At 71.5% G+C, this 13,737-nt stretch carries 12 protein-coding genes; 1 reads left to right on the top strand and 11 read right to left on the bottom strand.

The features are described from left to right. Nucleotides 1-57 precede the first annotated feature (57 nt). The 4 genes from ACSURM_RS26945 to ACSURM_RS26930 form a co-directional block, all read right to left on the bottom strand. A complete protein-coding gene (locus ACSURM_RS26945; RefSeq protein WP_436958330.1) occupies nt 58-525 on the bottom strand; it encodes a GNAT family N-acetyltransferase in 468 nt (155 codons plus the stop codon). After that, nucleotides 522-1,466 (bottom strand): RluA family pseudouridine synthase, encoded by a 945-nt coding sequence (locus ACSURM_RS26940; protein ID WP_436958329.1) that lies wholly within the window; start codon nt 1,464-1,466, stop codon nt 522-524. The genes ACSURM_RS26945 and ACSURM_RS26940 overlap by 4 nt, the downstream gene beginning before the upstream one ends. A 73-nt stretch (nt 1,467-1,539) precedes the next feature. After that, nucleotides 1,540-2,187 (bottom strand): signal peptidase II, encoded by a 648-nt coding sequence (lspA, locus tag ACSURM_RS26935; RefSeq protein WP_436958328.1) that lies wholly within the window; start codon nt 2,185-2,187, stop codon nt 1,540-1,542. Between the two features lie 59 nt (nt 2,188-2,246). Continuing rightward, complete coding sequence (locus ACSURM_RS26930; protein WP_436958327.1) at nt 2,247-3,440, bottom strand: TraR/DksA family transcriptional regulator; 1,194 nt, start codon at nt 3,438-3,440, stop codon at nt 2,247-2,249. A 603-nt stretch (nt 3,441-4,043) separates the two neighbouring features. Between ACSURM_RS26930 and ileS the strand changes: the two genes are divergently transcribed. Beyond that, complete coding sequence (ileS, locus tag ACSURM_RS26925) at nt 4,044-7,187, top strand: isoleucine--tRNA ligase (protein ID WP_436958326.1); 3,144 nt, start codon at nt 4,044-4,046, stop codon at nt 7,185-7,187. Between the two features lie 473 nt (nt 7,188-7,660). Here the strand turns inward: ileS and ACSURM_RS26920 are convergent, their stop codons facing one another. The 7 genes from ACSURM_RS26920 to ACSURM_RS26890 form a co-directional block, all read right to left on the bottom strand. Beyond that, nucleotides 7,661-8,815 carry a DivIVA domain-containing protein gene (locus tag ACSURM_RS26920; RefSeq protein ID WP_359042525.1) on the bottom strand — a complete coding sequence of 385 codons (1,155 nt, stop codon included), beginning with the start codon at nt 8,813-8,815 and terminating at the stop codon, nt 7,661-7,663. 52 nt (nt 8,816-8,867) lie between these two features. Then, a complete protein-coding gene (locus ACSURM_RS26915; RefSeq protein WP_030605475.1) occupies nt 8,868-9,158 on the bottom strand; it encodes a YggT family protein in 291 nt (96 codons plus the stop codon). Between the two features lie 59 nt (nt 9,159-9,217). Beyond that, nucleotides 9,218-9,859 carry a cell division protein SepF gene (locus ACSURM_RS26910; protein WP_436958324.1) on the bottom strand — a complete coding sequence of 214 codons (642 nt, stop codon included), beginning with the start codon at nt 9,857-9,859 and terminating at the stop codon, nt 9,218-9,220. Nucleotides 9,860-9,987: 128 nt separating this feature from the next. Further along, nucleotides 9,988-10,707, bottom strand: coding sequence for a YggS family pyridoxal phosphate-dependent enzyme (locus ACSURM_RS26905; protein WP_436958322.1), 720 nt, complete (start codon nt 10,705-10,707; stop codon nt 9,988-9,990). 6 nt (nt 10,708-10,713) lie between these two features. Next, on the bottom strand, nt 10,714-11,442 hold the full coding sequence (pgeF, locus tag ACSURM_RS26900; protein WP_436958321.1) for a peptidoglycan editing factor PgeF: 729 nt from the start codon (nt 11,440-11,442) through the stop codon (nt 10,714-10,716). Beyond that, a complete protein-coding gene (ftsZ, locus tag ACSURM_RS26895; protein ID WP_189996589.1) occupies nt 11,439-12,650 on the bottom strand; it encodes a cell division protein FtsZ in 1,212 nt (403 codons plus the stop codon). Before ftsZ ends, pgeF begins: the two co-directional genes overlap by 4 nt. 279 nt (nt 12,651-12,929) lie before the next feature. Beyond that, entirely contained in the window at nt 12,930-13,721 is a 792-nt protein-coding gene (locus ACSURM_RS26890; protein WP_436958320.1) for a cell division protein FtsQ/DivIB, read from the bottom strand. Nucleotides 13,722-13,737 lie beyond the last annotated feature (16 nt).

Genomic DNA, 13,737 nt, shown 5'->3' with positions numbered 1-13,737 from the left:
GGCGTCCGGCGCCGGTGCGGTCCCGTCGGCGCCCGGCCGGCCGGGAACCGCCGGCTCCTAGAGAGCCCGGCGCATCGCCCGGTGCGGTATGCCGGCGTCCTGGAACTCCGGGCCGTACGCCGTGTAGCCCAGGCGTTCGTAGAAGCCGAGGGCCTGGGTCTGCGCGTGCAGGTCCACCGCCGTGAGGCCACGCGCGCGTGCCGCCTCCTCGATGGCGCGCACCAGGGCCGCGCCGACGCCGAGCCCGCGCGCCGCCCGCAGGACGGCGAGCCGGCCCAGCGCGCCGACCGAGGCGTCCCCGCCGGTCCGCTCCGCCGCCGCCGCGCCGTACAGCAGCCGCCCGGTGCCCAGCGGCCGGCCGTCCTCGTGGACCGCCAGCACGTGCACCGCCACGGCGTCGTAGGCGTCGTACTCGATGTCCTCCGGGACGCCCTGTTCGGCCACGAAGACCTCCTTGCGGACCGCGAAGCATGCCTCGCGGTCGGCGGGGTCCTCGGCGACCCGGACGGTGGGGCGCGGGCTCACGCCCACGTCTCCTCCCGGACCTGGTCGAGGGCCTGCTGGAGGTCTTCGGGGTAGTCGCTCCCGAACTCGACCCAGCGGCCGTCGCCGGGGTGCTCGAAGCCGAGGCGGACGGCGTGCAGCCACTGGCGGGTCAGGCGCAGCCGCTTGGCGAGGGTGGGGTCGGCGCCGTAGGTGAGGTCGCCGACGCACGGGTGGCGGTGGGCGGCCATGTGGACGCGGATCTGGTGGGTGCGGCCCGTCTCCAGCTTCACGTCCAGCAGGGAGGCGGCGCGGAATGCCTCGATGAGGTCGTAGTGGGTCACCGACGGCTTGCCGTCGGCGGTGACCGCCCACTTGTAGTCGTGGTTCGGGTGGCGGCCGATGGGGGCGTCGATGGTGCCGCTCGTCGGGTCCGGGTGGCCCTGGACCAGCGTGTGGTAGCGCTTGTCGACCGTGCGCTCCTTGAACTGGCGCTTGAGCGACGTGTACGCGTACTCGGACTTGGCGACCACCATCAGGCCCGAGGTGCCCACGTCCAGGCGGTGCACGATGCCCTGGCGCTCGGCGGCGCCGGAGGTGGAGATCCGGTACCCGGCGGCGGCGAGACCGCCGATGACGGTCGGGCCGGACCAGCCCGGCGACGGGTGCGCGGCCACGCCGACCGGCTTGACGATCACCACCACGTCGTCGTCGTCGTGCACGATCTCCATGCCCTCGACCGGCTCCGCGACCACCTGGACCGGCGCGGGCGCCTGCGGCATCTCGACCTCCAGCCAGGCGCCGCCGCGCACCCGCTCGGACTTGCCGACCACCGCGCCGTCGACCTGGACCTTGCCGGCCGCGGCCAGCTCCGCCGCCTTCGTGCGGGAGAAGCCGAACATGCGGGAGATGGCGGCGTCGACGCGCTCGCCCTCCAGGCCGTCGGGCACGGGCAGGGTACGGATCTCGGGAATCGTGCTCACCCGTCGAGTATGCCGGACGGGCCGCGAGCCACCGAACGAGCCTGTGGACAACGCCCCGGCTCCGGCCCCGGCCTCAGTCCTTGTGGACCTTGCCGTCCGGGTCCAGGCCGTAGAAGGACAGCACCACGATCAGGATGCCGCCGCACACGATCGCCGAGTCGGCGAGGTTGAACACCGCGAACCCCTTGGGCGCGATGAAGTCCACCACCGCGCCCTCGAAGACGCCCGGCGACCGGAAGATCCGGTCGGTGAGGTTGCCGAGCGCGCCGCCGAGCAGCAGGCCGAGCGCGACCGCCCAGGGGAAGCTGTACAGCTTGCGGGCCAGCCGGATGATCACCACGATCACGATCGCGGCGATCAGCGAGAAGATCACCGTGAAGGCCGCGCCGAAGCTGAAGGCGGCGCCGGGGTTGCGGATGACGTGCAGTTCCAGCAGGTCCCCGACGACCCGGATCGGCGCGCGGCCCTCCAGCCGGGCGACGACGAGCATCTTGCTGATCAGATCGAGGGCGTACGCGAAGGCGGCCACCGAGAACAGCACGGCGATCCGGCGCCCGCGGCCGGGCTTGTGCGCCCTCTGCCGCCCGGTCGCGCCGTCCGCGCCCGGCTCCCCGGACGCACCGGCGGCCCGGGCGCCGGCGGCCGTACCGGCCGCCGCCGGCTGCTGGTGATCGTCGTCCGGGGTGTCCGGCGTACCGATGATGCGCTCCGCCTCTGCCACGTGAGTCCCTCAGCCTAGGTACCTGACTGGGCACGAGACTACGGCACGGCGGGGCGCCCTCAGGAGCGGCGTTCCTGCTTCTGTTTGCACTCCACGCACAGCGTCGCCCTCGGGAACGCCTGCATCCGGGCCTTGCCGATGGGATTGCCGCAGTTCTCGCACAGGCCGTAGGTGCCCGCGTCCAGCCGCTCCAGGGCGCGCTCGGTCTGGGTGAGCATCTCGCGCGCGTTGGCGGCCAGCGCCAGCTCGTGCTCGCGCGTGATGTTCTTGGTGCCGGTGTCCGCCTGGTCGTCGCCGGCGCCGTCCCCGGAGTCCCGCATGAGGCCGACCAGGGACGCTTCCGAGGAGCTGATCTCCGCCCGCAGCCGTTCCAGCTCGGACTGCAGCTCCGCGCGCGCCTCGTCGGCCTCCTCCGGGCTCCAGGGGTCCTCGCCGGGGCGCACCGCCAGCTCGCCGGGCTCCGCCGCGCCCGCCCGCGCCTTGGGAACGGCGGTCTGTTCCGCCGTGGCCGTGCCAGGAGTCTTCTTCGCAACCACCGTCGTGGCTCCCGTCTGCTTGGCGGCCCGCGCCGCGCCCGCTTTCTTGGCCGTGCTCTCGTGCGCCGCCGCCCGCGCCGCGGCCTCCCCTGCGGCGGCCTCCTCGGGGACGGCGGCCTTCTCCGCGGCGGTCTTCTCCGCGGCGCTCTTCCCGGTGGCGTTCTTCCCGGTGGGGGGCTTCTCCACGACGCTCTTCCCGGTGACGCTCTTCCGGGCGGCCGCCACCGAGACGACCGCCTTCTTCGTGGCCCCCTTCTTCGTCGCCGCGGACTTCTTCCCGACCGCGTCCGCGCCCGCTGTCTTCTTCCCCACCGCCTTCTTCCCAGCCGCCGCCTTCTTGCCAACCGCCGTCTTCTTGGCGATCGCCGTCTTCTTGCCGCCGGGCTTCTCCTTGCCGTTCGGCGTCTCCTCGGTGATCGCCGCCTTCTTGCCGATGGTCGTCTTCTTGGCGACCGCCGCCTTCTTGGTGACGGCCGCCTTCTTGGTGACGGCCGCCTTCTTGGTGACGGCCGCCTTCTTGGTGACGGCCGTCCTCTTGGCGACGGCCGCCTTCGCCCCGGCGGCCGGCTCCTTCGCGTCCTTCGCGGCCTTCCCGGCCGTCTTCGTGGCGGCCGTCCGGTCCGGGGCGGTCCTGTCGGGGGCCGCCTTCCTGGCGGCAGGCCGCGCGCCGGTCCGCCCGGTCGCCGGCTGCTCTACGGCGGTCTTCTTCGCCACCATGGCCGCGACCCCTTCACATATTGTGATCTTGCTCGCGAATCGTGCTGGGACGATAAATCGACTTGAGTCCCGCGGCAACGGGGCACACCGCCCGATTCGCCCGCCCGCACCCCCCGCGCCACGGGCCTGAATCCGTTGTGCCCAGCTCCCCGCCGGGTAATCCGCCCGCCCGGCCGGCCCCGGACCGGCACCGGCACCCCCTCGCCATTCGGGTCACCCGGCCCGTTCACCGGCCCTCCGCCCCGCCCCGGGGAAAACCGGTCCGCCGCTGTCCGCGCGGCGCCGTACACTGGGCGGAGCGAGAAGCGTGGATGGGGACGAGTAGCGGCGTACGCAGCCCAGAGCGACCCGGGGACGGTGGGAGCCCGGGGGCGAGCGCGACGTGAAGATCACCCCGGAGCCGCCGGAAGAAAGCCGCAGCCGCAGGGCCACGGCGAGTAGAACCGGCTTCGCGAGCCCAATGAGGGGGCTCACCGGCGCGTACGGCGTGCCGGGGGCCAAGGAGGGTGGTACCGCGGGAGCGCGCCGCACACGGCGTCCACAGGATCGAAGGCTCTCGTCCCTCCGACGGAAGGCAGCAAGTCCGTTGGAGGATGCTCGCAGATGACAGCGCCGACGTACCGCCAGGTGCCCGCACAGGTCGACCTGCCCGCTCTTGAGCACACCGTGCTCGACTTCTGGCGCGAGCAGAAGATCTTCGCCAAGAGCCTGGAGCAGTCCGAGGGCCGCCCGGAGTGGGTGTTCTTCGAGGGCCCGCCCACCGCCAACGGCATGCCCGGTGCCCATCACATCGAGGCGCGCGTCTTCAAGGACGTCTTCCCCCGCTTCCGCACCATGCGCGGCTACCACGTGGGCCGCAAGGCCGGCTGGGACTGCCACGGCCTGCCCGTGGAGCTGGCCGTCGAGAAGGAGCTGGGCTTCTCCGGCAAGCAGGACATCGAGGCGTACGGCATCGCCGAGTTCAACGCCAAGTGCCGCGAGTCCGTGACCCGGCACACCGACGCGTTCGCCGAGCTGACCACCCGCATGGGCTACTGGGTCGACCTGGACGACGCCTACCGCACGATGGACCCCGAGTACGTGGAGTCCGTGTGGTGGTCGCTGAAGCGGATCTTCGGCAAGGGCCTGCTGGTCCAGGACCACCGCGTCGCCCCCTGGTGCCCGCGCTGCGGCACCGGCCTGTCCGACCACGAGCTGGCGCAGGGCTACGAGACGGTCGTCGACCCGTCCGTGTACGTCCGCTTCCCGCTCACCTCCGGTCCGCTCGCCGGCCAGGCCGCGCTCCTGGTGTGGACGACGACCCCCTGGACGCTGGTGTCCAACACGGCGGTCGCCGCGCACCCGGAGGTCACCTACGTCGTCGCGACCGACGGCGAGGAGAAGCTCGTCGTCGCCGAGCCGCTGCTCGCCAAGGCGCTCGGCGAGGGCTGGGAGAGCACGGGCCAGACCTTCACCGGCGCCGAGATGGAGCGCTGGACGTACCAGCGTCCCTTCGAGCTGGTGGAGTTCCCCGAGCCGGCGCACTTCGTGGTGAACGCCGACTACGTCACCACCGAGGACGGCACGGGTCTGGTCCACCAGTCCCCGGCCTTCGGTGAGGACGACCTCAAGGTCTGCCGCTCCTACGGCCTGCCGGTCGTGAACCCGGTCCGCCCCGACGGCACCTTCGCCGAGGACGTCCCGCTGGTCGGCGGCGTCTTCTTCAAGAAGGCGGACGAAAAGCTCACCGAGGACCTCTCGCAGCGCGGCCTCCTCTTCAAGCACCTGCCGTACGAACACAGCTACCCGCACTGCTGGCGCTGCCACACCGCGCTGCTCTACTACGCGCAGCCCTCCTGGTACATCCGCACGACGGCCATCAAGGACCGGCTCATCCAGGAGAACGAGAAGACCAACTGGTTCCCGGAGACGGTCAAGCACGGCCGGTACGGGGACTGGCTGAACAACAACATCGACTGGGCGCTGTCCCGCAACCGCTACTGGGGCACCCCGCTGCCGATCTGGCGCTGCGCGGAGGACCACCTCACCTGCGTCGGCTCCCGCGCGGAGCTGACCGAGCTGACCGGCACCGACCAGTCGGACCTGGACCCGCACCGCCCGTACATCGACGAGGTCACCTTCACCTGCCCGCATGAGGGCTGCTCCCTCGAAGCGGTGCGCGTGCCCGAGGTGATCGACGCCTGGTACGACTCGGGCTCGATGCCGTTCGCGCAGTGGGGCTACCCGTACAAGAACAAGGAGCTGTTCGAGAGCCGGTACCCGGCGCAGTTCATCTCCGAGGCCATCGACCAGACCCGCGGCTGGTTCTACACGATGATGGCCGTCGGCACCCTCGTCTTCGACAAGTCGTCGTTCGAGAACGTGGTCTGCCTCGGCCACATCCTGGCCGAGGACGGCCGGAAGATGTCCAAGCACCTGGGCAACATCCTCCAGCCGATCCCGCTGATGGAACAGCACGGCGCGGACGCGGTGCGCTGGTTCATGGCGGCCGGCGGCTCCCCGTGGGCCGCGCGCCGGGTCGGCCACGGCACCATCCAGGAGGTCGTCCGCAAGACGCTGCTGACCTACTGGAACACGGTCGCCTTCCAGGCCCTGTACGCGCGCACGTCGGAATGGGCGCCGTCCGCGGCCGACCCGGCGCCGGCCGACCGCCCGGTGCTGGACCGCTGGCTGCTGTCCGAACTGCACGCGCTGACCGACCAGGTGACCCAGGCACTGGAGGCGTACGACACCCAGCGCGCCGGCAAGCTGCTGTCCGCGTTCGTCGACGACCTGTCCAACTGGTACGTCCGCCGCTCCCGCCGCCGCTTCTGGCAGGGCGACAAGGCCGCGCTGCGCACGCTGCACGAGGTGCTGGAGACGGTCACCAAGCTGATGGCGCCGATCACCCCGTTCATCACCGAGCGGGTGTGGCAGGACCTGGTCGTCCCGGTCACCCCGGGCGCGCCGGAGTCCGTGCACCTGGCCGCCTGGCCGGAGGCCGACCTGTCGGCGATCGACCCGGAGCTGTCCCAGCGGATGGCGCTGGTGCGCCGGCTGGTGGAGCTGGGCCGCGCCACCCGCGCGGAGTCGGGCGTCAAGACCCGTCAGCCGCTGTCCCGCGCGCTGATCGCGGCCACCGGGTTCGAGTCCCTGGACCCGGAGCTGCACGCGCAGATCACCGAGGAGCTGAACGTCTCCTCCCTGGCGTCCCTGTCGGAGGTCGGCGGCAGCCTGGTCGACACGACCGCCAAGGCCAACTTCCGGGCGCTGGGCAAGCGGTTCGGCAAGCGGGTGCAGGACGTGGCGAAGGCCATCGCGGCCGCCGACGCCGCCGCGCTGTCCCTCGCGCTGCGGCAGGGCACGGCGTCCGTGGAGGTCGACGGTGAGACCGTCACCCTCGCCCCGGACGAGGTGATCGTCACGGAGACCCCGCGCGAGGGCTGGTCGGTGGCCTCCGACTCCGGTGCCACGGTGGCGCTGGACCTGGAGATCACCGAGGAGCTGCGGCAGGCGGGCCTGGCCCGGGACGCGATCCGGCTGATCCAGGAGGCCCGCAAGAACAGCGGCCTGGACGTCGCCGACCGGATCGCGCTGCGCTGGACCTCCACGGACCCGGCGGTCGTCGCGGCCCTCTCCGAGCACGCCGGCCTGATCGCCGACGAAGTCCTCGCGACCGACTTCGCCCAGGGCGAGGCCGACGGCGGCTACGGTGAGCCGTTCACCGACGAGGGTCTGTCGCTGACGTTCCGCCTGCGCAAGGCGTAGGCACCGGACAGCCCGAAGGCCCGGTCCCCCTCCGGGGGCCGGGCCTTCGGTGTCACGCACGAGCGACCGAGTGCGCCGGGGCGGGCCGGATTCGAACCGGCGTCCTCCTAGATGCCATCGAGGCGCGACGACCAACTGCGCTACGCACCCCGGCGCACGGGCCAGGCTACCCGAAACGATCATCACGGCGTCCACGGCTCGGGGAAGCCCGGTCGGTGCGGCGCGTGCGCCGGGAGCCGGTCGCCGGCTCCCGTCCGCCCGCGCACCCCGAACGGCACCGCGCGCCGGAAGAGCTCCCACGCGCCCCGCGCACGGGATCACGGCCGCGCGGAGAGAGCGCGATCACAGCCGCGGGCACCTCGATCGGCGCCGGGGCGGGTTCCGCGCGAAAGGGCGCGGCCCCGGATCGTAACCCGGGGCCGCGCCCTGAATGCCGCCGACGCTCAAGGCGTCCTACGCACCGTGTCCGGTGCTCAGTTGTCGTCCTCGTCGATCAGGAACCCGCGCATCGGCGAGGGAGCCTGGCCCATCGGGGACGGGCCCTGCGGACGGACCGGGGCCATGGGCTGCGTCATGGCCGGGGTCATCTGCTGCTGGCCGCCGTAGGACGGACCCGACGGGGCCTGCGAACCGCCCATCGACTGGTTGCCGCCGTAGGACGGGGCACCGGCGCCGGCCGGCGCCATGGAGGGCGTCGGGGACGGCGGCAGCGAGGCGGCGGCCGGGGTGCGCGGCGGGGCCAGCGAGTCGTCGGCCTGGGTCTCCAGCTGACGCAGCTGCGACTCCAGGTACGACTTCAGCCGCGTGCGGTACTCGCGCTCGAAGCCGCGCAGGTCCTCGACCTTGCGCTCCAGCGTGGCGCGCGCGGACTCCAGGGAGCCCATGGCGACGCGGTGCTTCTCCTGCGCGTCCCGCTCCAGGGCGTCGGCCTTGGCACGGGCGTCACGCTCCAGACCCTCGGCGCGGCTGCGGGCCTCGCCGACGATCTTGTTGGCCTCGGAGCGGGCCTCGGCGATCGCCTGGTCGGCGGTCTGCTGGGCCAGCGAGAGGACACGGGCGGCGCTGTCGCCGCCGGGGCCCTGACCGGGGCCACCCATCGGACCGCCCATGGGACCACCCATGGGACCGCCCATCGGGCCGCCCATCTGCTGCTGCATGGGCGGCTGGCCGCCCATCGGGCCCTGACCCATCGGACCCTGGCCCATCGGGCCGGGACCCTGCGGGCCGCCCTGACCGCCGGGGCCGGCGGGCAGCTGCGGGGCACCGCTCGGCAGCTGGGGCGGACCACCCATGGGGCCGCCCATCTGCTGCTGCGGCGGACCCGATATCCCGGCGGGCACCGGCTGGCCGGGACCTCGCATGCCCTGCTGCTGCTGGGGATGTTGCTGCTGCGGGTGTTGCTGCTGCTGGTCCTGCTCCGGAGGCTTGCGCGCGTTCTGCTGGTTCTGCGCGGCGGCACGCGTCGCGGCGGCCAGCTTGGCGCGCAGGTCCTCGTTCTCCCGGAGCAGACGGGTCAGTTCGGCTTCGACCTCGTCGAGGAAGGCATCGACCTCGTCCTCGTCATAGCCTTCTCGGAGGCGGACGGTCGTGAACTGCTTGTTCCGCACGTCCTCGGGGGTCAACGGCATCTCTTCACCTCAACGTTGTCATCGGCAGTCGGCAAGACCGGATCGTCCACCCTCATCTCACGAAACCCTGCACGATGGAGATGAGAATGTAGACGATGATCATCAGTACGAAGAAGGACAGGTCGAGCGCCACGCCCCCGAGACGCAGCGGCGGGATGAACCGCCGCAGAAGCTTCAGCGGTGGATCGGTGACAGTGTAGGTGGCCTCCAGAACGACCACCATCGCCTTGCCGGGTTGCCACGAGCGGGCGAACTGGAAGACGTAGTCCATGACCAGCCGGAAGATGAGGATGACGAGGAACACCATCAGCGCGATGTAGATCACCTGCGCGAACACGCTCATGGCCTGTGGTTCCCTCTCCCCTGTCCATGCTTTTCCGTGCTTCGGTCCTGCGTTGCGTCTCAGCTCTGGTTGAAGAACCCGCCCTCTGCGATGCGGGCCTTGTCCTCCGCCGTGACATCGACGTTAGCAGGAGACAACAGGAACACCTTCTGCGTCACCCGTTCGATGCTGCCGTGAAGACCAAACACCAAACCGGCCGCAAAGTCGACAAGTCGCTTCGCGTCTGTGTCATCCATCTCAGTCAGATTCATGATCACCGGGGTGCCCTCACGGAAGTGTTCCCCGATGGTACGGGCCTCGTTGTAGGTCCGCGGGTGAAGCGTGGTGATTCGGTAAGGCTCTCGTTCCGACACAACCTTGGGCATGATCACCGGCGCGTTCTTCTCCAGGGACTGACGTTCTTGTGTGATGGATGCCACGGGCGCGATGCGCGCCGGACGTCCGGATTCCGCGGCGAGCGAAGTCGGACGGGCAACCGGTTCGCGAGGCGCGGGAGGCTGCACGATCCGCACCTCTTCGTCCCTTTGGGGCGAATGCGCACCATGCGGCTGATGTGACGGTTCGTGCCGCCGGTGGTCCCGCTCGGGCTCCGGGTCCAGCTCCGGCTCGAAGTCGTCGTCGGGGTCGAATCCACGGCCGTCGTACCCATCGTCCTCCACGAGGCCGAGGTAGACCGCCATCTTGCGCATCGCGCCGGCCATGCTCTGAGTCCTCCGCTCTGTGGTGGATCGGCTGACGACTGCCAAGTGCCCGCGATCCACGTGGTCGTTGTGCCCAACTTCACGGGCATTGACCATATTTTCTGCTGTGGTCCGACTTCTTGGCGACGTTACCCGAGCCTGGGTCGGACTCCGAGTACCGCGCTGCCAATGCGCACATGTGTCGCCCCGGCGGCCACGGCCTGTTCGAGGTCCGCGCTCATCCCTGCCGAGACCATGGTCGCAGCCGGATGAGCCCGGCGCAGGTCGGTCGACAAATCCATGAGCCGCTCGAACGCCGCCTGTTCGCGTCCCGCGTACTCCCCGGTGAGCGGGGCGACGGTCATCAGTCCGTCGAGCCGCAGCCCGGGCGCGTCGGCGACGAGGTCGGCCAACTCTTCGATTCCGCCGGGGCCCACGCCACCGCGCTCGCCCCGGCCGCTCGCCCCGGCGTCGAGCGCGACCTGGAGCAGACAGCCCACCTCGCGCTCCGCCCGCACCGCCTCCTTCGACAGCGCGGTGACGAGCCGTGAACGGTCGACCGACTGCACGACATCGGCGTAACCGACCACGGAACGCACCTTGTTGGTCTGCAACTGTCCGACAAAGTGCCACTTCAGTGGCAGATCCGCACAGGCGGCGGCCTTCGGGGCCGCCTCCTGGTCGCGGTTCTCGGCGACATGGCGCACACCGAGCTCCGACAGGATCCGCACATCGCTCGCCGGGTGGGTCTTGGTGACCACGATCAGGGTCACCTCCTCCCGCTTGCGCCCCGCCGCCGCACACGCGGCGGTGATGCGCTCCTCCACCTTCGCCAGATTCGCGGCGAGTTCGGTCTTACGGTCCGTCATGCCCCATCAGTCCAGCCAGACATAGCCGGCGAGCCGCCCGGTGGTGCGGTCGCGCCGGTACGAGAAATGATCCTGTGACTCCAGCGTGCACACCGGCGTTCGCGCCCGGTCGCACACCCCGAGCCGGTCGAGCTGCGCGTGCACCCCGGCGTTCACGTCCACCGCCGGCGTGCCCCAGCTCGTCTCGGCGTGCGCCGCCGGCTCGACGGCGGCCACCTCGGCGCGCATCGCCTCCGGCACCTCGTAGCACCGGCCGCACACGGCCGGTCCGGTGCGGGCGATGATCCGGTCCGGCTCGGCGCCGAGCCGGACCATGGTCCGTACGGCGGCGGGGACGACGCCCTTGACCATGCCGGGCCGGCCGGCGTGCGCCGCGGCGACGACCCCGGCGACGGGGTCGACCAGCAGCACCGGCACGCAGTCGGCGGTCAGGACGGCGAGGGCCAGTCCGCGCCGCGTGGTGACGACCGCGTCGGCCTCCGGCACCGGGCCCTCCCCCCACGGCTCGTCCACCACGGCGACGTCGGCGCCGTGCACCTGGTTCATCCACACCACCAGGTCCGGGTCCAGGCCGAGCGACTTCGCCGCCAGTTCGCGGTTGCTCCGCACCGCCTCGGGCGCGTCGCCGACCGCGCCGCCGAGGTTCAGCTCCTCATACGGAGCGGCGCTCACCCCGCCCCACCGGTCGGTGAAGGCGAAGTGCGCGCCGCTCACGCTCTCGCGCTGTCCTATCACTTGAGGAAGTCCGGGACGTCCAGCTCCTCGGCCGCGCTGTCCGAGTAGGTCCGGGGCGCCGGCGGGACCGGCGGGGCGACCGGGATGTCCGGCACCGGCTCGGGCGCCGGCTCCGGCTCCTCCTTGGGCTTGACGCTGCCCAGCGAGCCGAAGGACGGGCGGCTGGGCTCGCTCGGCCGGGCCGCCGGGGCGGGCTCCTCGCGGCGGGCGGGGGCCGAACCGGAGGCCGAGCCCAGGACGTTGTCCCGGCGGGCCGGCGGCTGGCCGCCGTCGAAGCCGGCCGCGATCACGGTGACCCGCACCTCGTCGCCGAGGGCGTCGTCGATGACCGCGCCGAAGATGATGTTGGCCTCGGGGTGGGCGGCCTCGCTGACCAGCTGGGCGGCCTCGTTGATCTCGAACAGGCCGAGGTCGGAGCCGCCGGAGATGGAGAGCAGGACGCCCCGGGCGCCGTCGATGGACGCTTCCAGCAGCGGCGAGGAGATCGCCATCTCGGCCGCGGCCACCGCACGGTCGTCGCCGCGGGCCGAGCCGATGCCCATGAGGGCCGAACCGGCCTCGGACATGACCGACTTCACGTCGGCGAAGTCCAGGTTGATCAGGCCGGGGGTGGTGATGAGGTCGGTGATGCCCTGCACACCGGAGAGCAGGACCTGGTCCGCGGACTTGAAGGCGTCCAGGACCGAGACCTGGCGGTCCGAGATGGACAGCAGCCGGTCGTTCGGGATGACGATGAGGGTGTCGACCTCTTCGCGGAGTTCGGCGATGCCGTCCTCGGCCTGGTTCGCGCGGCGCCGTCCCTCGAAGGTGAACGGGCGCGTGACCACGCCGATGGTCAGGGCGCCGAGCGAGCGCGCGATGTTGGCCACGACGGGCGCCCCGCCGGTGCCGGTGCCGCCGCCTTCACCGGCCGTCACGAAGACCATGTCGGCCCCCTTGAGGACCTCCTCGATCTCCTCGCGGTGGTCCTCGGCGGCCTTGCGGCCGACGGCCGGGTTGGCTCCGGCGCCGAGTCCGCGGGTGAGTTCGCGGCCGACGTCGAGCTTGACGTCGGCGTCGCTCATCAACAGCGCCTGTGCGTCGGTGTTGATGGCGATGAACTCGACGCCCTTGAGACCGACCTCGATCATCCGGTTGATGGCATTGACACCACCGCCGCCGACACCGATGACCTTGATGACTGCGAGGTAGTTCTGCGGTGCTGCCACGTCGAAGGCCTCTCGCCTCGAATTACGTTGTCGCCGCCGTGCGGTGCCCCGCGCCGGGACGACGGATGCCGAATGGGACGGTCCGTAGCGCCGACCCGAACCCTAACCCTGAAGTTTAGGGTTACCAGTGTGTCTGTTCCCTGGAGTCTTCCGAACAGGACACTAAGTCGACAAGTGGCGCCCGTTCAACGAACACGCCGAACCTCCCGTTTTTCTTTTCACCCTATGTGATCAGCCGTAGCCCTGCCCAACCAGGGGGCTGGCCTGCGCTGATGTGCGTCAACTCACCGATGACGCAGGGGCGGTGGGGACGGTGACGTCGAAGTGCCGTGCGCCGGGGGATGCTTTCATGAGAGCCGTGAGGGCCCGTGCCTTGGCGGGGCCCTGCTCGTCACTGCCCCACACCACCGTGCGCCCGTCGCCCAACTCGACCGAGATGGCGTCGTAGGAGCGCACCCGGACGGTCCGGGCGGCGCGCGCCACGGGGGCGGGCAGGTCGCCGGCGACCCCGACGGCCGCGCGCACCAGCCGGCCGGCGCCGAAGCGCCGCAGGCTCGCGGCGCCGGGCCCCTTGCGGGAGGCGGTCAATTCCAGACTCGGAACGCCTTTCGGCGCCTGCGAAACCGTGGCGAAACGGACACCTTCGTCATCGACTTCGACGAAGCCGCCGCCTTTTCGGATCAGCAGAACCGGAGTGCGTTCCCTCACATTCAGGGCGATTCCCCGGGGCCAGGAACGCACCACGTCCACGGTGTCGATCCGGGGCAGTTTCCGGCGGAGCCGGGTCTCGATCGCCGCCGTCTCGACGGACGCCATGGGCGCCCCGACGGGCACGTCCGCCGCCTCGCGGACCTCCGCGGTGGTCAGCACGAGCGTGCCCGACACCGAGACGTGCCGCACCCGCAGCCACTGCGAGCCGTACAACACCCAGGCGCCACCGCCTCCAAGCAGGGCGAGGGCCACGGCCAGGATGACGATCGTACGAAGGCGCCGTCCGGCGCCGGGGGCGGGCGGCGGACCGGACGACCCCTGCTGGCGTTCCCCGCGCTCGGCGGTTGTCGGTCCGGCCACCGTCACTGCCCTTTCG

Origin of the sequence: Streptomyces sp. SudanB182_2057, from assembly GCF_964272715.1 — a bacterium.
In the GTDB taxonomy this organism is placed as follows: domain Bacteria; phylum Actinomycetota; class Actinomycetes; order Streptomycetales; family Streptomycetaceae; genus Streptomyces; species Streptomyces rubradiris.
This window is presented reverse-complemented; position numbering and strand designations above follow the sequence as displayed.